A 23,487-nucleotide genomic window follows, 5' to 3' on the forward strand; every position below is an offset into this window, starting at 1 on the left:
TATCAAAAATGGGACAAAGATATATTTTTTTCATTTTTTCATTCATCGTGCACTTATCGAGCCATCGCGTGATACTCGTCATTTGGCACCATTTCAGTGGCGCTGGCCACTCGGTTTGTCATATTGAAAAAACCAACGACGGAGGCCGCGTCCCAGATATCACGATCACTGAGACCCACCTCACGCAGCGCGTCACGATCCTCTTCACCCATTTTGGACGGATGCTCAGTCAAAAAAGCCGCAAAATCCAAGATTGTCCGCTCACGAAGCGTCAAATCAGCCGCGCGATAATTCATCACCATCAACTCACCCATTTTAGGGTCGCCTGAAAGCTGTCGCACAGCAGCCCCATGCGCGCTCAAGCAATAGAAACAATGGTTGATCGATGACACCACAACCGCAATCATTTCCCGTTCCAGCTTTGATAGACCAGATGGCCCAAGCATCAAATCATTATAAACATCAGTAAAAGCGCGCAGCTTCACCTCATCAAAAGCATAGGCCTTCAAGACATTGGGTATCATGCCCAATTTCTCTTCACATAAAGCAAAGTATTTTTGCGTTTCCTCACTCAAAGGTTCAATAATCGGAAGATTAAGCGCCGTTGGTGATTCAAATTTTATGGTCATAATTTCCTCTTTGTTCTGCACGTTCATGTAAACAGTGTTGCATTGTTTCCAATGTGTGACCACACTTCAGAATCAGCGTCAAAAACATCTTGTTCAATAAAACAAGAAGACCGCTAAACGAGGAGATATTAACCTGATGATCGATTATGAGAAAATTAGACAGCAATTACTCCGAAAAGTTCAATCGAAATTTTCCAAAAAAAATAAAACAATAGGGCAATTTGCAAAGAAGCTTTTCGCCCTTGGCCTGGCTGAAGATTTGGCGCGTTATGACGCAGACTCAATCGCAAAATTTGCAACAGCAATCTATCAAACTCTTAGCATCAGAAAACCCGGTCGCCCGCTCATCAATTTCAATACTTATGAAGCTATTTCGACCAACTCTGACGGCACAAAAAAATCTATCACCACCATTGATATTATCAATGACGATATGCCTTTTCTCATCGACTCGATTGTCCCAGAGCTGCGAGAGCTTGGCCATGAAATTATCTTAATCGCTCATCCGGTTTTATCTGTCGATCGCGATAAAGGAGGCAAGTTGAATGGGCCCCCAGCACTTTTCAAAACCAGTGATAAAGCGCAAGGCACTCGTGAAAGTGTCATGCATATCCACATCAACGCCATCTCACCAGCAGAGCAGCGCGCACTAAAAACAAAACTCAACAAGTTATTAAATGATGTGCGCGGCGTCGTAAAAGACTGGCCAAAGATGATGGGGAATATGCAAAAGACCATCACAATTTACAAAGAAAACCCACCACCAATCGCCGTTAATGAGCTGGCTGAAGCTATACAGTTTCTTAGCTGGTTAATGGAGAACAACTTCACATTCCTTGGTGTTCGTGAATATCGTTATGACAGCAAAGCCGATCGGTTTATACAGCCGGTTAAGGGCAGCGGCATGGGCATTTTGCGTGATCCCAATATGCATATATTAAAACGCGGCGAAGAACTGGTTGAAATCACCCCAGAAATCCGCGAGTTCATCACAAGCCCTGATCCGCTGATCATTTCCAAAGCCAATGTAAAGTCGCAAATTCACCGACGCATTCACATGGATTATATTGGCATCAAATTATATGATGACAATGGCAAGGTTTCAGGTGAAATACGTCTTGTTGGTCTCTTCACCTCAATGGCGTATGCCTGTTCCATCAATGCAATTCCTTATGTACGCCATAAAGCCCACAGGGTGATGCTGGCTGCAGGCTTTGATAAAAACAGTCACGCAGGTAAAGCCTTATGGAATGTGCTTGAATCCTATCCTCGCGATGAACTTTTCCAGATCAGCTATGACCTTCTCGAAGATTTCTCACTCTCCATCCTCGCCCTTGATGGTCGCAAAAAGGTCCGTGTTTTACCACGCTGGGATAAATTTGATCGCTATGTATCGGTCATAGTTTTTGTGCCGCGCGACCGCTATAATACAGATGTGCGAATACGCATTGGAGATTATTTAGCCGAGGTCTTTGATGGTGCTGTCTCTGTTTATTATCCAGGCTTTCCAGAAGGCCTTTTAGCCCGCGTACATTTCATCATCAGACGGAACAAAGGCAAACGACCTGTTATCGCACAAGCTGATCTGGAGCTAGCCGTAAGTGCAATTACTGAGACATGGGAAGACGGTCTTCAAGACGCCCTCTTAGGCACAGACATAAGCACAAGCTCTAGCGTTTACACCTCAGCTTTCTCTGCCGCATATCGCGAGGCATATCCACCAATCAGTGCGCTGCATGATATTGTCGCGGTTGAACGACTCAATGCGCCTGAGCTCATAGAGGCCGAGTTTTATCATCACGCCAACATGAAAAAACCATGTGTTGGCCTGAAGCTCTTTCATCTTGAGGCGCCTATTGAATTGTCGACCCGCGTGCCGATGCTGGAGTTCATGGGCTTTCGCGTTATAAGCGAACGAACCTATAAAATTGAGCCCGCCGATAATCCCACCTGTTATCTCCATGATATGACACTAGAGACCAGCACGGGAGAAGAGCTCGATTTATCTGAATGCAAAGAACGCCTTGAAGATGCGCTGCTTGCTATTTGGCAGGATAAAACCGGCAATGACGGTTATAATGCTCTCGCGGTCAATGCTGGTTTAAACTGGCGCGACATCGCTGTGCTGCGCACCATTTCGCGCTATCTCCAGCAAATTGGCATCACCTATAATCAGAACTACATGTGGAAGGCACTGAACAATAACGTGTTGATCACAACGGATCTTGCCGCGCTGTTTCATGCCCGCTTTGATCCTGCAACCAAAGGCCGCGACAAAGCTCAAAACACCATCATTCGTCGCATAGACGCGGCCCTTGAAGGCGTATCAAGTCTTGATGAAGACCAGATTATTCGCCACTTCCGAAATATTATCATGGGCAGCCTGCGCACCAATTTTTTTAAACGTGACGATGAAGGCAATCCTATACCGGAAGTCTCTTTGAAACTTGCACCCCGCGAGATTGAAGGTCTTCCCGAGCCTCGCCCTTACCGCGAGATATTCATGACCAGTCCACGCGTCGAAGGGTTGCACCTACGCTATGGCAAGGTTGCCCGTGGCGGCCTACGCTGGTCGGACAGACCTGAAGATTTCCGAACCGAAGTCCTTGGCCTTGTCAAAGCCCAGCAAGTAAAAAATGCCGTGATCGTACCGGTGGGATCAAAGGGTGGCTTTGTGCCGAAAAAACTAACCCCCACCATGAGTCGCGATGAGTACATTGCCGAGGGCACTAGTGCCTATAAAATCTTCATCGCCAATCTGCTGGAACTCACCGATAATCTGGATGGCCCAAAAGTTATTCATCCCGACAATGTGGTTCGCCATGAAGAAGACGACCCCTATCTGGTGGTGGCGGCTGACAAAGGAACAGCCACCTTCTCCGATACCGCCAATGGCATCAGCCAAGACTATGATTTCTGGCTTGATGATGCTTTTGCATCGGGCGGGTCAGCTGGCTATGACCACAAGAAAATGGGCATCACAGCGCGCGGCGCTTGGGAAGCCGTGAAACGTCATTTCCGCGAAATGGATAAAGACATCCAGACAGAACCCTTCACCGCTGCTGGTGTCGGTGACATGTCGGGTGATGTGTTTGGCAATGGGATGCTTTTATCAAAGGCAACTAAGCTTGTGGCCGCCTTCGACCATCGCGACATCTTCATAGATCCAGACCCTGATCCGGCCAAAACGTTCAAAGAGCGCAAAAGGCTATTCAATAAGAGCCGTTCAAGCTGGCAAGACTATAACAAAAAGCTGATTTCAAAAGGCGGCGGCATTTTCTCGCGCTCCTCGAAATCGATCGATCTAACCCCAGAAATTCAAACTCTTCTGGGTGTCAGTGACGCCACCATGTCCCCTTTTGAATTGATGCGTGCCATCATCAAAATGGAAGTGGAGCTGTTCTGGTTTGGCGGTATAGGCACCTATATTCGCGGACCGCAAGAAACCAATGCAGATGCGGGTGACCGTGCCAATGATCCAATCCGGATAGAGGCCGCCGAACTGCGTGCTAAAGTAATGGGTGAAGGGGCCAACCTCGGCATGACCCAGCGCGCACGCATCGCCTATAATAAACTGGGCGGGCGTTCTAATTCTGATGCCATTGACAACTCTGCCGGCGTGAATTCTTCCGATGTGGAAGTGAATATCAAAATCGCGCTTGGGGCTGCGACCCGGGCAGGCAAGCTCACCATCCCTCAGCGCAACAAGCTACTTGAAGCCATGACCGATGATGTTGCAGAACTCGTTCTTCGCAACAATTATCTACAAACCCTATCCATCTCCCTCACGCAACTTGCAGGCATCGCAGACTTCGACAATCAAACACGTTTCATGCAACACCTTGAAGAGCGCGGATTGCTAAACCGTGTGGTCGAGGATTTACCAACCGATAGCCAGTTAGATGAACGTCGCCAAACTGGAGACCTTCTTACCCGCGCAGAAATAGGGGTTGTTCTGGCCTATGCCAAAATCACCCTGTTTGATGATTTAATCGACAGTAAAGTGCCTGATGACCCCTATCTGGAAAGTGAACTCTTCAATTATTTCCCACCGCAAATGCAGAAGAAATTTGCAGTCGAAATTGAAAGCCATAAGCTGCGCCGCGAAATTATCGCAACGCTGATTTGTAACGCGATGATAAATCGAGGCGGTGCAACCTATCTAGAAATTGTTCAAGGACAAACAAACGCCAAGACACCCGATATAGCCCGCGCCTATGTTGTGGTGCGTGAAGCATTTCAGATGCGGACACTCAATGCCCGTCTTGATGCGCTCGACACAAAAATCAAAGGCGAGACACAACTTAAACTCTATGCTGTCTTAAAACAGCTTTTGGCGCACCAAACAATTTGGGCCTTGAAGAATATCACCTTCAAAAAAGGGATAGAACCAGAAGTAGCAGCCCTTGAAAAAGGCATTAAGGCGTTAAATCCAAAACTTGTCTCACTGCTGTCTGACTATATGAAGCGCCATGTGGAAAAGCGCGAGGCAGACTACCTGGCTGATGGCGTTCCAGCCGATATAGCTCGTGATTTTGCATTGCTACCTATTCTTGATCTGGTGCCCAATATCATCAAAATTAGCTCCACCACCAAACGACCATTGGCAGAAGTAGCCGCCGTCTATTTCGATCTTGATGGCATGTTCCAAATCAACGAAATCGACGCTCTCGCTAGAAATGTTGAAACCGCTGATTATTATGATGGTCTGGCACTAAGTCGAGGTCGCGCACAACTTACACGTGCCCATAGCAATATGACAAAAAAGGTACTAGCAAAACACAAAGGGGCGAAAGCGGCTCAGCTTTGGTATAAAGCCAATAAAGCAATGATCGACGACACGAGCCATCTGCTTAGTGATATTTTGGAAGGTGATAAGCTTAGCGTTGCAAAAGTCTCCGTTGCCGCCAATCTCATTGAAGAACTGACCAGAAAGTAGAACAACAATGCCGGACCTTTTGGTCAAACTCTACGAGTTGCCTAACAAGCGCCCTAATCTGGCCAAAGGCATTATCGTGCGCCCAGTGATGGCAGCTGAAATAAGCATCATGCGAGATTGGATAGAAAAAAACTTCTCGCGCGGCTGGGCTGACGAATTTGAACGCGGCGCTCATGCTTCGCCTGTTGGCTCCCTTATCGCCGTGGAAGATAGAACTCCCCTCGGCTTTGCCTGTTATGATGCCACAGCCATAGGACTGTTCGGGCCTACAGGGGTGGATAGCGCACAAAGGGGCAAAGGCATTGGCAGCGCTCTGCTTTTTGCAACACTTGATGCGATGAAAGCCAAAGGTCATGTCTATGCTGTCATCGGCTGGGCTGGGCCTGTCGATTATTACGAAAAAATCGTTGGGGCATCAGTGATTGAAGGGTCAGAGATCCGCTATGCCAACACATTGTTAAAGCAGACTAAATAAGATTTACTCAGCTAATTCAACATTCAATCTATTCATTATTATCACACTCATCGCTTTTATTACTCTGTCCGATTGCAGAACATCGAGATGCGTTTTAATATCATAGTCAACAATAAGCGCGACAAGGCACCGACATGTTTGATGCACTAAAAAGCTTCTTCACCAAGGTTTCCCAAGTGGATGATGAAATCAAGTTTGACGAAAATGATCATCGTCTTGCCACTGCAGCGTTACTGACCCACGCAATGCATTCAGATGGCGTCACGCGCGACTCTGAGCGTGAAGCAATAAAAAATTCGCTCATAAAACAATATAACGTGAGCGAGGATGAGTTAAAAGAACTCATGACGGGAGGCGAACAAGCAGACAACTCTTCCGTTGATTTTTATGCATTCACCAGCGTGCTAAAGCGTGAGCTTGACCAAGAAGGCCGTGAAAAAATAGTGGAGATGCTATGGGATGTCGTCTTGGCTGATGGCGTCATTCATGAACTAGAAGACAATGTTGTTTGGCGCGTAGCTGAATTGCTAGGTGTCGAGACGCGACGACGCGTGATGTTGCGCCAAAAAGTTGAAGCAAAACTTACCGCAAGCAACTAGGTCTTTATATCAGACAAACAATGTCTAAAAATATTCTCATCATTCTACACCAAGCATCCTCTTCTCCTGGTCGAGTGGGTCAAATGCTGATTAAAAAAGGCTACACCCTCGATATACGCCGCCCGCGCTTTGGCGAACCTTTGCCTGAAACAATGGATGATCATCACGGGGCGATCATTTTCGGCGGACCTATGAGTGCCAATGACACTGATGATTTTGTGAAGAAGGAAATTGACTGGTGCGGCGTACCTCTGCGTGACAAGACTCCTTTTCTAGGCATCTGCCTTGGTGCCCAAATGCTCGTCAAACACCTTGGAGGCGACGTCTTTGGGCACAAAGAAGGTATGGCAGAGGTGGGTTATTACCCCCTTCAAGATCTGCGAGAAAACACCGATGGTCAGATTATGCCTGCAGCACCCGATTTTATGTATCAATGGCATCGGGAAGGCTTCTCAGTGCCTTCAAGCGCTCGCCTTCTCATGCGCAGCGAGATGTTCGAAAATCAGGCCATTTCTGTCGGTGAAAATGCCTTTGGTGTTCAGTTCCATACAGAGCTTACTTTCGCGATGTTATATCGCTGGCTGGTAACGGGAGTTGAACGCACCAAATTACCCGGTGCACAAACCCGTGCTCTGCATCTTGAGGGCCGATTGATCTACGATGCCGCCATCCGTTCATGGCTGGATAAGTTTCTGGATAACTGGCTTAATGCCGCCCACAAACATTAAATTTTTTAGCCCAATTCTTAATTATATCCATTCTGACAAATTTATTTTTAGGTTCTTCCAGACCAAGCTCTCTCATTTTGCAAGACTTCGTCAAACAAGCCCTTATTTTCAGTAAATATCGACTAAATAATTTCTATATATTGAAATCACAAACCTCAGAGCACCACATCTGGTAGAAAATGTCGTTCAGAACTTAGCAATATGATTGAGCGATATTACATGAGCTGAATGTTGGTCTCGAGTCTTTCAGCATTAGTTTTAAGAGTAGCGGGCAAATGAAGACTTCTCTGGGTCCTCATTTGCCCGTTTTCTTATTCAAAGTACTACACCCTCAAATCGCGCTATAGTAACCTTGCTTTGTTGTAACACTTGCATTTTAGCCCCTGCCTCTCTATGTCGGCAGTGGAAAGGGATTATTTGTAATCCTATAAATCAGTAAAATGGATACCGCGCATGTTCGCTGTTTTTGCCACAATCGACTTCATCTTTAGCATTATTTGGTTTCTTGTGGTCGCAAGTGCTATTTTCTCATGGCTTTTTGCGTTCAATATCATAAACCCAAGCAACCAATTCATTTCAATGATTGGCAATGCGCTTTATCAACTCACCGAGCCACTGTTACGACCCATCCGCCGGTTTGTACCAGCCTTCGGCGGCATGGATATTTCACCGCTCATTTTGCTTGTTATTCTGTTTTTCCTGCAGACATTCATCAAAACGACAGTAGCGCCAGCAGTGCTTGGATTTTAATAGCGATTACCCAAAGCCGAAAAGATGCGCCTTATTTCGCGCGATTTATAGCTTCAACAATCATAGAACGCGCTTTTTCTGCATCGCCCCATCCATGAACTTTCACCCACTTTGAGCTTTCGAGATCTTTGTAATGCTCGAAAAAATGGCTGATTTGTTTCAAGGTGATATCAGGTAAGTCAGTACAGTTTTTGACGTTATCATAGCGCTGCGTTAATTTTGATGTCGGCACGGCGATAATTTTCTCATCCATGCCTGCCTCATCTTCCATTGTCAAAACGCCAATGGGACGGCACGCCATGATTGCACCGGGTATGATGGGCCGTTGGTTTGGCACGAGCACGTCAATCGGGTCACCATCATCTGATAACGTATGCGGAATAAAACCGTAATTCCCAGGATAACGCATTGGCGTATATAAAAATCGGTCAACGAACATCGTGCCAGCATTTTTGTCCATCTCGTATTTAACTGGTTCACCACCGACTGGCACTTCAATCAAAACATTGACTTCGTGGGGCGGGTTGTCGCCAATAGGAACGGCATCTAAACGCATAAAAGTCTCTTTTATAAAAGGAACAAGAAAAACACGGATAGCCATAAGCGAGGAGCGCGAGGGATGCAATGCTCCAAAAGAATATCATGCTATGAAATAGCACTTAAGCTCCCCAAGCATAGGCCAGTTTTTGAAGGCTTTTATCGCCAAATATTTCTGAAGTACGCTTAACGATACGTCCATTCATACGTTCATAAAAACGACAAGCTTGTTCATTTTCTTCAAGCACCCAAAGCACATTGCTTTTCAAACCGTAATGCGAAAGGACGTTTTGGGCATTTTCAAACAGCTGTCGACCAAGGCCAATACCTTGATATTCGGGCAAAAGGTAAAGCTCATATATCTCGCCATCATAGGACAACGTGCGCGCTCTGTTTAGTCCAACAGTCGCATAACCAACAATCAGGCCATTGAAATTAATCACAATCACATGAGTGCCGCGATTGATGGCTTTTTGCCACCAGTTATCACCACGTCGTGCGATCATTTGTTCAAGTACTGTATGAGGAATAATGCCACGATAAGCTGCTTGCCAAGAAGCCAGATGCACATCTGCCACCTCTGCCGCTTCGCTCTGTTGAGCCCTATGGATATCTATCGTTACAAGTTCCATAGACAAAAGGGTAGCCCAGCTACTCTCTCTTCGAAAGAGCTAAGCAACCATAAAGTGAAATTTCTATAACCTCAGTGTTGAAAACTTCAACCCTTCAAAGGGGCACTATGCTTCAAGCGCTTTAGCCTTTGAAGCCCGTTTACGCTCATGTGGATCAAGATAGGCTTTACGCAAGCGAATAGATTCTGGCGTCACTTCCACAAGTTCATCATCCGAGATGTATGAAAGCGCACTCTCTAGTGTCATTTTCATAGGTGTTGTCAATTTCACCGCTTCATCTTTGCCTGATGAACGCACATTGGAAAGCTGCTTGCCTTTCAAGACATTCACTTCAAGGTCATTCCCACGGGTATGTTCCCCGATAATCATGCCCTCATAAACCGGCACACCAGCACCAATCATCATTGGGCCACGATCTTCCAGATGGAACAGCGCATAAGGAACGGATGTGCCTTGAGCGTTAGAAATCAAAACGCCGGTCTTGCGCATTTCGATATCACCTTTATAGGGCGCGAACTCATGGAAAACACGGTTGAAGATCGCAGTCCCGCGTGTGTCAGACAGAAGTTCTGGCTGATAACCGATCAATCCGCGTGTTGGTGCATGAAATACAAGGCGTGTGCGACCAACACCGGATGGTTTCATCTCGACAAGATCAGCTCGGCGCTCTTGCAGTTTTTGCACAACATTACCCGAAAACTCTTCATCAACATCGATGATAACTTCTTCTATAGGTTCGATAAGTTGATCATTTTCATCACGCTGCAACAGCACACGAGGACGACCAACGGTCAGTTCAAAGCCTTCGCGGCGCATGGTTTCGATCAAAATAGCTAGAAGCAATTCACCGCGCCCAGCAACTTCGAAGGAATCATTGTCGTTGCCTTCTGTTACCTTAATCGCAACATTACCTTCCGCTTCTTTCATCAAGCGTTCGCGGATAATACGGCTTTGCACCTTATCACCCTCTTTACCGGCTAATGGGCCATCATTGATGCGGAAAGTCATAGAAAGCGTTGGCGGGTCAATTGGCTGGGCTTCAATCGGGGTATCCACAGAGACGTCACACAATGTATCAGCAACCGTTGCCTTAGTAAGGCCAGCAATAGAGACGATATCACCTGCAATGCCGCCTTCTGCGTCTGGCTCACGCGCCAGACCACGGAAAGAAAGAACCTGTGTTACGCGACCGTTTTCAACAACTTCCCCATCGCGGTTCAGCGCTTTAATCGCTTGGTTAGGTTTCACCGAACCCGAAACAATACGACCCGTCAAAATACGACCCAAAAAGTTATTGGCTTCAATCGTGGTCGCCAACATACGGAAAGGACCTTCTTCCGTGGTTGGCTCGGGCACATGCTCAATCACTTTATCCAATAGGGGTGTGACGCTGTCCATCGGACCACTTGCATCGTCGGCCATCCAACCTTGTTTTGCAGATCCATAAAGCACATGAAAATCAAGCTGCTCTTCATTGGCATCAAGATTCGCGAACAGATCAAACACTTCATCAAGCACTTCGTCAGGGCGGCCATCTGGCTTGTCGATTTTATTGATCACAACAATCGGCTTCAAACCAAGTTTCAACGCTTTTGAAAGCACAAATTTTGTTTGTGGCATCGGACCTTCAGCCGCATCCACAAGAAGCACAACGCCATCCACCATGTGCAAGATACGTTCAACTTCACCGCCAAAATCGGCGTGCCCTGGCGTATCAACGATATTGATGCGTGTGTCTTTCCAATCAATGGAAGTCACTTTCGCCAAAATGGTAATGCCGCGCTCGCGCTCCAGATCGTTGGAATCCATTGCTCGCTCTTCAACCCGCTCATTGTCACGATAGACGCCCGTATTTTTAAGCAACACATCAATTAGCGTGGTTTTTCCATGGTCAACGTGCGCGATGATCGCGATATTACGAAGGGACATTGTATCAGCCTTTGGGAGGTAATGCGGAACGGCACATAAACGCGAACCGCTCAACTAATCTAGATTGAGGTGGCCATATCATGGGCAGCGCGCCTCGGCAAGTGCACCGCAACAAACCTCGTTAATTAATGACCTTAATCTCATTCAATAGTAGATTTGATGGGCTTTAATAGCGCGTCAGTTTATTTTTTAGCGAGTTTTTCTTCCAAATCAGCTGACACGGTCTTCCACAAAAAGGCGAAAGATTGGAAACCAGCGTCACTGACATCATCAACATCAAGTGCAACAACGGCTTTATCAAGCAGGTCTTGCATGCGCATTTGACATTCTAGCAACTTTTTCTGCCCCCTCGCCTCGCTTATTTCTTTGCCGATAGAAAGTACGTCATAATTCAATTCATCAGCTTGATTTTTCTTACGGGCATTCCCTCGACTTTTCAGAGTTAAAAGGCCAGAGGTCAACATCGCAATTACAGTGACCAAAAGCGCTAAAGGTTCGGCATTCTCCTGAATAAAACTTGGTTCATTACGCGTATAATAGCGTTCAGCGCCTGGGTGTAGGGGCAATTTTAGACCGCTTGCAAGATCAGGCGCTACAATTTGGCTCGCTAAGGGAAACCTCACCGTCAAGTCTGCTCGGTTTTCAAATAAAACACGTGTTAGTTCCCTGATCAGCTTTTCTTTCGCACTTGTTTTTGCAACCAACAAACGACGCACCGCGCCAGTAGTAATCCCTCGATCTGGCAATGAAGGGTTTCCATCAAAAACCCCTTTATCAAGCTCAAATTTTTCGATGTACGGTCTTTTCACAGCCATCGCGGCTACCTGATCTATTTCAATCATCCGCAACTTCGGCGCTCCCTTTTTAAGTTCAAACTCCTCTATCAACTTCAAGGTTGCCAGATTGCGTTCTGAACCAACAAAAAAGAGTGCATCCACTTTGTTATGCAACAACAAGTTAATTGCTTTTGACTCACTCATAGATGCCCAATCAACATTTTGAACATAGAGATTATAATGATCGCCAATCGCCCAGAAAAAGGCCAACTCAGATGAACCATATGGCGGCAGCGCAAGACGTTTGCCGTTCAAATCCTTAACAGAAAAAACAGTACTATCAGCGCGAGTGATAAGCTGGAAAACTTCCTCATAAAGCCCAACAACAAGCTGAGTATCAGGAATAGCTGGCGTATGCGATTGTACGGTGGTCAAATCTATATCGGCCATTAAATCGCTAGAATTAGTTTTCTCCGATCGCCGCGAGGCATAAACCTCAAGACGTAAGATATCAGAATTCCGCTCAATCACCTCGGCAAATTCTGACATCAAGAGATAAGTTTCACCTTCACGTGGCCCCGCGTCCACGCGCAACACCTCTAGCTTGTTATCTTGCCAATAGATGTAATAAAAGACCGCCCCAGCCAAGATGAAAACGGCAAAAAAAAGGTATAAGAATTTTGCGCCTATAGAAAAACCAGTCATGTCATTATAATCATTGTATTCACACTATATTGACACACCTCATAAGCGTATCGCCCAGACTATTTACACCTCAAATAAAAGCTTTGTACAGTCATAACCAGAAACAATCCTTTTTCTCCATAGTCTCCCACAGAAATAGGGGTAAAGAAAAAGGAGAAAAGACTAAGGTCTTTTCCCCTTTAAATATCTTGGCAATTTTTAAGAACCGCTCTTTACTCTGCAGCTTCCATCAATGGAGCTACAGAAATATATGTGCGGCCATTTGCTCTGTTCTGGAAAACAACATTGCCAGTTTCTTTGGCAAAAATTGTATGGTCTTTACCCATGCCAACATTATCGCCTGGGTGCCACTTAGTGCCACGTTGACGGGCAATGATATTGCCTGGGATGACGAGCTCGCCACCAAATTTTTTAATTCCTAATCGACGACCAGCTGAATCGCGACCGTTACGGGATGAGCCGCCTGCTTTTTTATGAGCCATTAGAGTTCTCCTGTCTTAATCGCAACGCTTAAGCGTCGGAGCCTTTTGCAAGCTCTGCTGCTTGCTCAAGCCAGTTATCACGTTCAATGCGTCCTTTGAAAGAAAGCGCATCATCAACCTTAGCAATGTCTTCAGCTGTGAAGGCTGCAACTTGTGCATACTTCGTAATGCCGAGAGCATTGAGTTTTTTCTCTAGCACTGGCCCAACACCTGAAATTACTTTCAAGTCATCGGCAGCACCTTTAGGGGCTGCAAACAATGCAGCGCCATCAGTCTTAGCCGAGGCTTTCGGAGCTGCTTTTTTCTTAGGCGCAGCTTTCGGGGCTGCCTCTTTTTTAGGTGCTGCTTTTTTCTTCGCGGCAGGTTTGGCACCACCCGTTAGGATGTCCGTAATTTTCACAGTTGTGAAATATTGACGGTGGCCATTTTTGCGGCGTGAATTTTGACGGCGGCGCTTTTTAAAGATGATAATTTTGCGGTCACGTGCCTGATCGACAACTTCGCCAACCACGGTAGCACCATCAACAAAGGGCGCGCCCACTTTAACATTACCGTCTTCGCCCACCATAAGGACGTCACCGAAGGTTACGGAGTCGCCCGCATCGCCTTCGAGTTTTTCAATTTTAACCACATCGTCAGCAACAACTTTGTATTGCTTTCCGCCGGTTTTAATGACTGCGAACATGATTTTTTCCTTTATGTTCTGATCCCATAATCTCATCAGCGTGAAAGCGCTGCGGTATGGCTTTTTGTTCAGTCGACTAAGATTTTATTGTTTCTTGCTTTCGTTTTCGTCGAGCAAAATCCAACACGAAAAAACGCGGGAAAAACCCACGCTGTCGCCTTCATACTCTCCAGATACCAAAAAGACAAGAGCAAGCAGCGTTTAAAACATAAATTTATACTCACAAAATATGGCACTAACTTTAGAGCATTTATTTACATATCTACACAAAATTTGGTTGCACGAACACCCAAAAATCAACAGAAGTGATGTGCAATCAGTTGAATTATTCATTATATGAAGTAGGCTCAAACCAATACTTACAAGAAAGAACAAACAAACAATCATGTCAGAGTCACATAGACTTACTATTCTAGACCGAATTGGTAAGCTTCTCGCCGGCAGGCTAGCTGCGAAGGCGAGCGGCTATGTGCCTTATACTCCGTCTGATTTGACAACCATGCGCCAAGTGCTCGAGCCAGGCGACATCATATTGGTTGAAGGCAATCAAAAAGTATCGCTGGCCATCAAATACCTCACTCAATCAACTTGGTCCCATGCTGCCATGTATGTGGGTGATGCTGTCAGTGTGCCAGTCGACGAAACTAATGACCCCGCTGATCGCCCCTGTTTGATTGAAGTGAATCTGGGTCAAGGCTGCATCGCGGCACCGCTTTCGAAATATGAAACCTATAACACCCGCATTTGTCGGCCTGTGGGGCTCACCGAAGAAGACCGGAATACTGTCACTCAATTCATGGTGTCAAAGCTTGGTCTGCAATATGACCACACGAATATCTTTGACATGCTGCGGTATTTTTTTCCCATACCCATACCACACCGGTTTCGCCGCCGGATGATTGCGCTAGGATCGGGTGATCCCAGCCGCGCCATCTGTTCATCCTTAATTGCGCAAGCTTTTCAATCAGTTGGTTATCCCATTCTACCGGTTTTCGCTTACAATTCCGATGAAGGTGAGTGCCGCCATGATTATTGCTATAAAGAGGTGTTGCACATCAGACACCATTCACTATTTGCTCCGCGCGACTTTGATCTTTCTCCACACTTTATGGTCGTCAAACCAACAGTGGAAAAAGGCTTCAACTATCAGGCTATGAAATGGAGTGGCGAAGTAGCGGACTATGATGTTTTAAAGAAATCACCGCCGAAAATGACAGCACAATCCAACGCAACTCCAGAAAATACCCCTGTAAAGGCCAAAGCATAATATGCAAAGACCAACGGCCACCAGTGCCACGCCGCTTGATCGATTTGAATTAAATTTTGAAAGCCTCGAGGGAAATTGGCTCGGCGATCCATCTAAACGGCTTGTCGAAGTCTGGAAGCCAGAAGGTGTAGCAACAAAAGGCTTACCGCTCCTCATATGCCTTGCCTCTTATTTAAACAGCGGTCCTTCGCTCACGGCATGGCGCCTTTTCGGCGAGACCATCCCTGAACGGCTTGATAGGATATATAATGAAGGCATCTTACCACCCTGCGTAGTGGTTTTCGTTGACAGCTTCAATCGCCTCGGCGGCACACAATTTGTCAATTCACCTGTCATGGGCAATTGGGTTGAGGCTTTAGCTGATGAATTATTACCAGCAATTGAAAAAAAATATGACTGCGGCGGCAAAGGCAATCGTGGGCTTTTCGGTCATTCATCAGGCGGTTTCGGCGCCCTATATAATCTGGCTAAGCGTCCCGACATATGGTCAGCTGCCGCGAGTCACGCTGGCGATGTTGGCTTTGATTTTGTCTACCGCAATGATCTACCCAAAACCTTGCGCGTTTTAAGCGGTTACGACAATGATATAGCAAAGTTTCTAGAGGCGTTCTGGCAGCAAGAAAAGCCAAAGGGCGAACAGATATCAGCGCTTATGATGCTGGCTATGGCCGCAAGCTATGATCCCTCTAATGATGAAAATGAACCCTATGGCATTCGCCTACCTGTCACATGGGATACCTGCGAATTCATACCGGAACGCTGGGAGAAATGGCTTAGCTTTGATCCAATCCAATTTATGGAAGAAAAAGCCGACACATTTAAATCAGCACACGCGGTTTATATCGACTGTGGACGACAAGATGAATACAACATGCTTTATGGCAGTCGGCGCGTCAGCAAAAGTCTAACCAAGGCGGGAGTTGCCCATACTTACGAAGAATTTGAAGGCCGCCATGGCACCATCGGCCCACGCTATGAAACAAGCCTTCCTATACTTATCAAAGCAATGTCTAAGCAATAAATGGTCTTTCAACAGGGCTTGGCTCTAAAAAATGTATGTTTTTTCCCAGCAGACAGGAATATTTCTTTGCGCTTTTGGTAAGCAGTGATATCTGAGCGCCATGACTGATATTTCTAAAATCCGCAATTTCTCCATTGTCGCCCATATTGACCATGGCAAATCCACGCTCGCCGACCGGCTTATTCAAGTCACAGGCGCCCTCACCCAGCGCGAGATGACCAATCAAGTTCTCGACAATATGGATATCGAGCGCGAGCGCGGCATCACTATTAAAGCCCAGACCGTGCGGTTGGAATATCCCCATTCAGATGGCAGCACCTATATATTAAACCTGATCGACACGCCGGGCCACGTCGATTTCGCCTATGAGGTCAATCGCTCCCTCGCGGCGTGTGAAGGATCCCTTCTGGTAGTTGATGCCTCGCAAGGTGTGGAAGCGCAGACGCTAGCCAATGTTTATCAGGCCATCGATGTCGACCATGAAATTGTCTCGGTCCTCAATAAAATTGATCTGCCAGCAGCAGAGCCAGACCGCATCAAAACCCAGATTGAAGACGTGATTGGTCTTGATGCATCAGATGCAGTCATGATTTCCGCCAAAACAGGCATTGGCATTGAAGATGTTCTTAAAGCCATCGTCGAGCGTTTGCCGGCACCTGAGGGCAACCTTGATGCACCGCTTAAAGCGATGTTGGTTGATAGTTATTATGACATCTATCTGGGCGTCGTCGTGATTATTCGCGTCATCGATGGCACCGTAAAAAAGGGTCAGGCGATCAAAATGATCGGCACCGATGCAACCTATAGCATTGAGCGCATCGGCGTCTTCCGGCCTAAAATGGAAACCACTGAGATGCTCTATCCGGGCGAAATCGGCTATATTACAGCGTCGATCAAAGAGGTGGCAGATACCCGCGTCGGCGACACCATTTGTGATGCGAAACAAACCGACATCACCCCGCTCGAAGGCTTCCGCGAAGCCCAACCAGTTGTCTTTTGCGGGCTTTTCCCCGTTGACGCCAATGACTTTGAAGAACTACGCGGCGCAGTCGGCAAATTGCGTCTGAATGATGCAAGCTTTTCCTATGACATGGAATCATCCGCAGCCCTCGGCTTTGGATACCGCTGTGGTTTTCTCGGCCTCTTGCACCTCGAAATCATTCAAGAACGCCTCGAACGCGAGTTCAACCTCGACCTGATCGCAACCGCGCCAAGCGTGGTCTATGAAATGACCATGACAGACGGCACAGAGATTGAGTTGCACAATCCAGCCGACATGCCCGACGTGGTGAAAATAGAAGAAATTCGCGAGCCATGGATCCGCGCCACGATCCTGACACCAGATGAATACCTTGGTGCCATCTTGAAGATCTGTCAGGAAAGGCGAGGTATTCAAATTGAGCTGACCTATGTGGGTACCCGCGCGATGCTGACTTATGATTTGCCGCTCAATGAAGTTGTGTTTGATTTTTATGACCGGCTAAAATCCATCTCCAAAGGCTATGCCAGTTTTGACTATAACATCACCGATTATCGCGCTGGTGATCTCGTTAAAATGTCGATCCTTGTCAATTCAGAACCCGTTGATGCGCTTTCTATGCTGGTGCACCGTTCTCAGGCCGATCCCCGTGGTCGCGTCATGTGTGAAAAACTCAAAGATCTGATCCCGCGCCATATGTTCAAAATCCCGATCCAAGCAGCCATCGGCGGCAAGGTGATCGCGCGCGAAACCATCGCCGCACTTCGTAAAGACGTGACCGCAAAATGTTATGGCGGCGATGTCTCGCGCAAACGCAAACTCTTAGAAAAGCAAAAAGCCGGTAAGAAGAAAATGCGCCAATTCGGCAAGGTGGAAATTCCACAAGAAGCCTTTATCGCCGCTCTAAAAATGGACGACTGACCATGTCCGGACCCCGTCACAAAAATCGTCCACAGATCATGGCCATTTTAAATGTGACGCCGGATTCTTTTTCTGATGGCGGAGCTTTCAATGAAGTGAATGCCGCCGTCACTCAAGCAAAACGTTGTGTTGAAGAAGGCGCAGATATTATTGACATAGGCGCGGAATCCACGCGCCCCGGCGCAAAGCCTGTGTCAGCAGAAGAAGAACTTGCGCGTGTTCTTCCCGTCTTGTCCGCATTACAAAATGAACTAACCAAGCCTATTTCCATCGACACCTATAAAGCTCAAGTTGCCAAAGCTGCGATAGAAAATGGTGCGTCCATCATTAATGACGTGTGGGGATTGCAGCGCGATAAGCAAATGGCCGATGTTGCCGCAGAAACCGATGCCCAAGTAATAATTATGCACAATCGCTTTGATGGAGCCAATGAAAACATTGATATTCTCAATGATATGGATCGCTGGTTTGACACATCGCTAGCCTTGGCAAAGAAGAGCGGCATTCGTGATGAAAATATAACCCTTGATCCTGGTATTGGGTTTGGCAAAACCTTCAAACAAAATCTGATTGTGTTGGCTCACCTTAAACGATTGAAAAATCACGGCTATCCAGTTTTGATGGGTTTGTCGCGAAAACGATTTATCGGCGCTATATTGAATGTTGAAACAGACCAACGCCTCTTTGGAACATTATCAGCCAACTTAAGCAGCATCATGGACGGCGTAGACGCAATCCGAGTTCACGATGTCAAGCCCCACCGTGAAGCAATTGACATATGGATGGCAATTGACGCTGAGCGCACTTAGATGCCATAGGATTGAATAAGGAGCGTTATCGAGTAACACTCCACGTTCAGGAATGTCCGCGATGTTTGATAAAATTCTAGTTTCAAATCTCAGACTCCACGCTCACCACGGTGTTTTTGCGGAAGAAAACACGCTCGGCCAAAAGTTCGATATCGACATCGAATGTGTACTGGATACGCGCTCCTTTGCCGCAAAAGACGATTATCAAAGCGCCGTTTGTTATGGCTCCCTTTGCCAAATTGCTGAAGAGGTCTCAAACTCTGGCCCCTTTGCTTTGATTGAAAAATTCGGGCATGAAATAGCAATCACCATATTAAACCGCTATCAGGAAATCATCTCAATCCGCGTGATTATCCGCAAGCGCTCCGCCCCAGTACCGCAGATCGTGGACCATCTCGGCGTAGAAATTAATCGCACACGCGAAGACCTTGGCTGATGGAGCCGGTTGTCTTTTCAATCGGCAGTAATATTGGCGACAAGATTGCCAATATCAAAGCTGCCCTTGATGGATTGAGCGCGATAGACGGCCTGACCATCGACACCGTTTCCTGGTTTTACAAAACACCGCCATGGGGTGTTGAAGACCAAGACTGGTTCGTCAATATTTGCGCAAGCGGCCATACATCCCTGCAACCAAACCCATTGCTTGGCGCAACTCAAAGTGTGGAAAAAGCCATTGGCCGCGAGAAAACCATTCGCTGGGGGCCACGGCTGATTGATATCGATATTCTTTTTTATGGCGACAAAATAGTCGATATTCCCGACCTTACAATCCCGCACAAAAGCATCACTGAGAGGGCTTTTGTCCTTGTTCCATTGCAAGAAATCGCGGGCACTATGACACTAAACGGCAAGACCATGAGCGAACTGATCGAACAATTGCCCGATGAAGGTGCGAGCATTACAAAAATGACGGAAAAGCGCTGGATACCTATAGTATAAGCAATCTAGATAACTTAGCCCTGATAAAATGTTCAATATTGCAAAAAATAGCAAAAACAAGGCCTATTAAATTTATAAGAAAAATATATTCCCCTCATTCCCTCTTTTCGCAAGCGCACAATTGCTTTAAACCGACATTTAAAAATTGCTCGCTTATCAAATTTACATGGCGAGCGCCCGAAAAGATCCTAAGGGGGCACTTATGGCAATTAAGAAAATTCTCGTGGCCAACCGGTCAGAAATCGCAATTCGTATCTTTCGTGGGGCAAATGAACTTGGCCTCAAGACCGTCGCTATTTTTGCTGAAGAAGACAAACTGGCTCTTCATCGCTTCAAAGCAGATGAAGCCTATCAAGTTGGCAAAGGCATGGGGCCGATTGAGGCTTATCTGTCCATTGACGAGATCATCCGCGTTGCCAAATTATCTGGCGCAGATGCAATCCACCCGGGCTATGGTCTTTTATCTGAAAGCCCTGAGTTTGTTGATGCCTGCGAAGAAGCTGGACTAACATTCATTGGTCCAAAAGCCGCCACTATGCGCTCGCTGGGCAACAAAGTATCAGCCCGCAATCTGGCAGAAAAAGTTGGCGTGCCAGTTGTACCGGCTACAAAGCCTCTGCCTGATGACTTTGCCGAAATTAAAAAAATGGCCAAAGAGATCGGCTATCCCCTCATGCTCAAAGCCTCTTGGGGCGGCGGTGGTCGCGGGATGCGCGTTATCCGTGGTGAAGACGAGATCGAGCGCGAAGTCACCGAAGCCAAGCGCGAAGCACGCGCCGCTTTCGGCAAGGACGAAGTCTATCTGGAAAAACTCGTCGAACGCGCACGTCACGTTGAAGTACAAATGCTGGGTGATACCCACGGCAATGTTGTGCATCTATTTGAGCGCGATTGTTCGGTGCAACGCCGCAACCAAAAAGTGGTCGAGCGCGCGCCTGCTCCCTATGTCACAGAAGAAATACGCAAAGGGCTGACGGATGCCGCCATCTCCCTTGGCAAACATACAAATTATATTGGTGCTGGCACCGTCGAATTTTTGATGGATGCCGACACTGACAAATTCTATTTCATTGAAGTAAACCCACGCATTCAAGTGGAACATACGGTGACAGAAGAAATCACCGGCATTGATATTGTCAAAGCGCAAATTCACATTCTAGACGGCTTCGCTATTGGCGATCCGGCAAGTGGCGTGCCGGCACAAGAAAACATCACTATGAATGGTCACGCCCTTCAGTGTCGTATCACTACTGAAGACCCAGACCAAAACTTCATTCCTGATTATGGCCGCATCACCGCTTATCGCGGCGCGACCGGATTTGGTATCCGTCTTGATGGCGGCACCGCTTATTCTGGCGCGGTGATTACCCGTTTTTATGATCCACTTTTAGAAAAAGTAACCGCATGGGCGCCAACTGCGGATGAAGCAATCAAGCGGATGGATCGCGCCTTGCGTGAGTTCCGTATTCGCGGTGTTTCAACCAATTTGAGCTTTCTCGAAAACATCATCACCCATGAAGCTTTCAAGAACGACACCTATACAACCAAATTCATCGACAATACGCCGGAACTTTTCCATAAAGTGACCCCGCGCGACCGCGCAACAAAGCTGCTGCGTTACATTGCCGATGTTTCAGTAAACGGCCATCCAGACGCCAAAGGTCGCGCAAAGCCGAAAATGGATATGGCAAAGCCTGTCGCCCCCCTTTACAACATAGACATTCAATCTGGCACCAAACAAAAGCTGGATGAACTTGGTGCAGAAGGGTTTGCTAAATGGATGCGTGCTGAAAAGCGCGCCTTGATTACAGATACCACCATGCGCGATGCTCACCAATCATTGCTGGCAACCCGCATGCGCACCCATGACATTGTCAACATTGCTGATGCTTATGCTAAAGCCTTGCCTAACCTCTTCTCGCTTGAATGCTGGGGTGGAGCGACTTTTGATGTCTCCATGCGTTTTTTGACCGAAGACCCATGGGAGCGGCTTGCGCTCATTCGTGAACGCGTGCCAAATATTTTGCTGCAAGCACTGGTGCGCGGTTCAAACGGTGTTGGCTATAAAAGCTATCCAGAAAATTCGGTGAAATATTTCATCAAACAAGCTGCCGATGCAGGCGTAGATTTGTTCCGTGTTTTCGATTCCCTCAACTGGGCCGATAACATGCGCGTCTCAATAGATGCGATTTTAGAATCCGGCAAGCTGTGCGAAGGCGCAATTTGTTATACTGGCGACTTGATGTCAGGTAAAAGCGACAAATACACAATCCAATATTATCAAAACCTCGCCAAAGAACTAGATGCGGCGGGGGCCCATATTATCGGTCTTAAAGACATGGCTGGTCTTATGAAACCCAAGGCCGTAGAGGTGCTGATCAAGTCGATTCGCGATGTCTCTGAACTACCGATACACTTCCATACACACGACACATCAGGCATTTCAGCGGCCACCGTTCTTGCAGCCATTGATGCTGGTGTCGACGCCGTGGATACGGCCATGGATTCATTATCTGGCCTTACCTCGCAACCCTGCCTTGGATCCATTGCATCAGCCCTCGACAGCAATGAACGCGCTACACAACTAAATGAAAAAGCGATCCGCGAAATTTCATTTTATTGGGAAGCTGTTCGCAATCAATATGCTGCTTTTGAAAGCGACTTAAAAGGCCCAGCCTCCGAGGTATATCTGCATGAAATGCCGGGCGGTCAGTTTACTAACCTCAAAGAACAAGCGCGCTCATTGGGTCTTGAAACCCGCTGGCATGAAGTGGCTCAAACCTATTCGGATGTGAACCAGATGTTCGGTGATATCGTCAAGGTGACACCATCGTCAAAAGTTGTCGGCGATATGGCGCTGATGATGGTTGCTTCAGAACTCACCGTTGCAGACGTGATGGACCCCGATAAAGATGTTGCCTTCCCTGAATCAGTGATCGATATGTTAGCCGGCAATCTCGGCCAGCCTCCAGGCGGATGGCCTGAAGCGATTCAGAAAAAAGCTCTCAAAGGAGCAGCGCCAATCACCGACGTACCGGGGTCGCTTCTGCCACCCGCTGACCTTGATGCCGAGCGCGCAACTGCGGAAGAAGAAATTGGCCGAAAAATATCAGATCAGGAACTCGCATCCTATTTAATGTATCCGAAAGTCTTTGTGGAATATGCCCGCACCCAAGAGACATATGGTCCAACCTCCGTGCTCCCAACGCCCACTTATTTCTATGGGATGGAAACACAAGAAGACATCACGTTTGATCTTGAAAAAGGCAAGACACTGGTCCTGTCATGCCGAGCTTTTGGTGAAACCGATGAAAACGGAGATAAAAAAGTTTTCTTCGACCTCAACGGTCAACCACGAAATTCCAAAGTGCCAGATCGCGCTCACGGTGCCGCCGGCAGCAAAACACGGGCAAAATCCGAGCTTGGCAATTCCTTACACGTCGGCGCCCCAATGCCAGGCGTTATCTCCACGCTTGCTGTTAAAGAAGGTCAAAAAGTCAGCTCTGGCGATGTGCTCTTATCTATTGAGGCCATGAAAATGGAAACCGCCATCCACGCAGAGCGAGACGGTGTCTTAGCGGAAGTGCTGGTAAAAGCAGGAGACCAAATCGATGCTAAGGATTTGCTGGTCATCTATGAAGGCGAATAATGAAAACGAAATTTCCCCGCAATCATGCGGGGA

19 protein-coding genes are annotated in these 23,487 nt (G+C 47.1%); 12 read left to right on the forward strand and 7 right to left on the reverse strand.

The window, feature by feature from the left end; translation table 11 throughout:
- Positions 1-53: 53 nt before the first annotated feature.
- Entirely contained in the window at positions 54-629 is a 576-nt protein-coding gene (locus ABJ081_00080; GenBank protein ID MEP6355064.1) for a peroxidase-related enzyme, read from the reverse strand.
- A gap of 136 nt (positions 630-765) precedes the next feature.
- On the opposite strand from ABJ081_00080, the gene ABJ081_00085 reads away from it, so the two are divergent.
- The 5 genes from ABJ081_00085 (at position 766) to ABJ081_00105 (ending at position 8,120) form a co-directional block, all read left to right on the forward strand.
- A complete protein-coding gene (locus tag ABJ081_00085; protein ID MEP6355065.1) occupies positions 766-5,568 on the forward strand; it encodes an NAD-glutamate dehydrogenase in 4,803 nt (1,600 codons plus the stop codon).
- Between the two features lie 7 nt (positions 5,569-5,575).
- On the forward strand, positions 5,576-6,043 hold the full coding sequence (locus ABJ081_00090; protein ID MEP6355066.1) for a GNAT family N-acetyltransferase: 468 nt from the start codon (positions 5,576-5,578) through the stop codon (positions 6,041-6,043).
- A gap of 134 nt (positions 6,044-6,177) precedes the next feature.
- Positions 6,178-6,642, forward strand: a complete 465-nt coding sequence (locus ABJ081_00095; GenBank protein ID MEP6355067.1) for a TerB family tellurite resistance protein — start codon at positions 6,178-6,180, stop codon at positions 6,640-6,642.
- A 20-nt stretch (positions 6,643-6,662) separates the two neighbouring features.
- The gene (locus ABJ081_00100; protein MEP6355068.1) at positions 6,663-7,370 is read left to right on the forward strand and encodes a glutamine amidotransferase; all 708 of its coding nucleotides are present in this window, start codon (positions 6,663-6,665) and stop codon (positions 7,368-7,370) included.
- Between the two features lie 453 nt (positions 7,371-7,823).
- Positions 7,824-8,120: a YggT family protein gene (locus ABJ081_00105; protein MEP6355069.1), complete on the forward strand. Its 297-nt coding sequence runs from the start codon at positions 7,824-7,826 to the stop codon at positions 8,118-8,120.
- A 31-nt stretch (positions 8,121-8,151) separates the two neighbouring features.
- Here the strand turns inward: ABJ081_00105 and ppa are convergent, their stop codons facing one another.
- The 6 genes from ppa to ABJ081_00135 all read right to left on the reverse strand — a co-directional run bounded on the left by ppa (position 8,152) and on the right by ABJ081_00135 (position 13,866).
- Entirely contained in the window at positions 8,152-8,676 is a 525-nt protein-coding gene (gene ppa, locus ABJ081_00110) for an inorganic diphosphatase (GenBank protein ID MEP6355070.1), read from the reverse strand.
- Positions 8,677-8,779: 103 nt separating this feature from the next.
- The gene (locus ABJ081_00115; GenBank protein MEP6355071.1) at positions 8,780-9,289 is read right to left on the reverse strand and encodes a GNAT family N-acetyltransferase; all 510 of its coding nucleotides are present in this window, start codon (positions 9,287-9,289) and stop codon (positions 8,780-8,782) included.
- Positions 9,290-9,394: 105 nt separating this feature from the next.
- Entirely contained in the window at positions 9,395-11,218 is a 1,824-nt protein-coding gene (typA, locus tag ABJ081_00120; protein ID MEP6355072.1) for a translational GTPase TypA, read from the reverse strand.
- Between the two features lie 182 nt (positions 11,219-11,400).
- Entirely contained in the window at positions 11,401-12,699 is a 1,299-nt protein-coding gene (locus tag ABJ081_00125) for a TAXI family TRAP transporter solute-binding subunit (protein ID MEP6355073.1), read from the reverse strand.
- 212 nt (positions 12,700-12,911) lie between these two features.
- A complete protein-coding gene (gene rpmA, locus ABJ081_00130) occupies positions 12,912-13,181 on the reverse strand; it encodes a 50S ribosomal protein L27 (protein MEP6355074.1) in 270 nt (89 codons plus the stop codon).
- Between the two features lie 28 nt (positions 13,182-13,209).
- Entirely contained in the window at positions 13,210-13,866 is a 657-nt protein-coding gene (locus ABJ081_00135) for a 50S ribosomal protein L21 (GenBank protein ID MEP6355075.1), read from the reverse strand.
- A gap of 385 nt (positions 13,867-14,251) precedes the next feature.
- Between ABJ081_00135 and ABJ081_00140 the strand changes: the two genes are divergently transcribed.
- From ABJ081_00140 to pyc, 7 genes are all read left to right on the forward strand, one after another.
- Positions 14,252-15,133 carry a YiiX/YebB-like N1pC/P60 family cysteine hydrolase gene (locus tag ABJ081_00140; GenBank protein ID MEP6355076.1) on the forward strand — a complete coding sequence of 294 codons (882 nt, stop codon included), beginning with the start codon at positions 14,252-14,254 and terminating at the stop codon, positions 15,131-15,133.
- Between the two features lies 1 nt (position 15,134).
- Positions 15,135-16,154: an alpha/beta hydrolase-fold protein gene (locus ABJ081_00145; GenBank protein MEP6355077.1), complete on the forward strand. Its 1,020-nt coding sequence runs from the start codon at positions 15,135-15,137 to the stop codon at positions 16,152-16,154.
- A gap of 100 nt (positions 16,155-16,254) precedes the next feature.
- Positions 16,255-18,054: a translation elongation factor 4 gene (lepA, locus tag ABJ081_00150; GenBank protein ID MEP6355078.1), complete on the forward strand. Its 1,800-nt coding sequence runs from the start codon at positions 16,255-16,257 to the stop codon at positions 18,052-18,054.
- Positions 18,055-18,056: 2 nt separating this feature from the next.
- Positions 18,057-18,863, forward strand: a complete 807-nt coding sequence (folP, locus tag ABJ081_00155; protein ID MEP6355079.1) for a dihydropteroate synthase — start codon at positions 18,057-18,059, stop codon at positions 18,861-18,863.
- A 61-nt stretch (positions 18,864-18,924) separates the two neighbouring features.
- A complete protein-coding gene (folB, locus tag ABJ081_00160; GenBank protein ID MEP6355080.1) occupies positions 18,925-19,299 on the forward strand; it encodes a dihydroneopterin aldolase in 375 nt (124 codons plus the stop codon).
- Positions 19,299-19,805 carry a 2-amino-4-hydroxy-6-hydroxymethyldihydropteridine diphosphokinase gene (gene folK / locus ABJ081_00165; protein ID MEP6355081.1) on the forward strand — a complete coding sequence of 169 codons (507 nt, stop codon included), beginning with the start codon at positions 19,299-19,301 and terminating at the stop codon, positions 19,803-19,805. Before folB ends, folK begins: the two co-directional genes overlap by 1 nt.
- A 202-nt stretch (positions 19,806-20,007) precedes the next feature.
- On the forward strand, positions 20,008-23,454 hold the full coding sequence (gene pyc, locus ABJ081_00170) for a pyruvate carboxylase (GenBank protein ID MEP6355082.1): 3,447 nt from the start codon (positions 20,008-20,010) through the stop codon (positions 23,452-23,454).
- Positions 23,455-23,487 lie beyond the last annotated feature (33 nt).

The sequence above is a fragment of the Hyphomicrobiales bacterium genome (assembly GCA_039989895.1).
GTDB lineage: Bacteria > Pseudomonadota > Alphaproteobacteria > Rhizobiales > JACESI01 > JACESI01.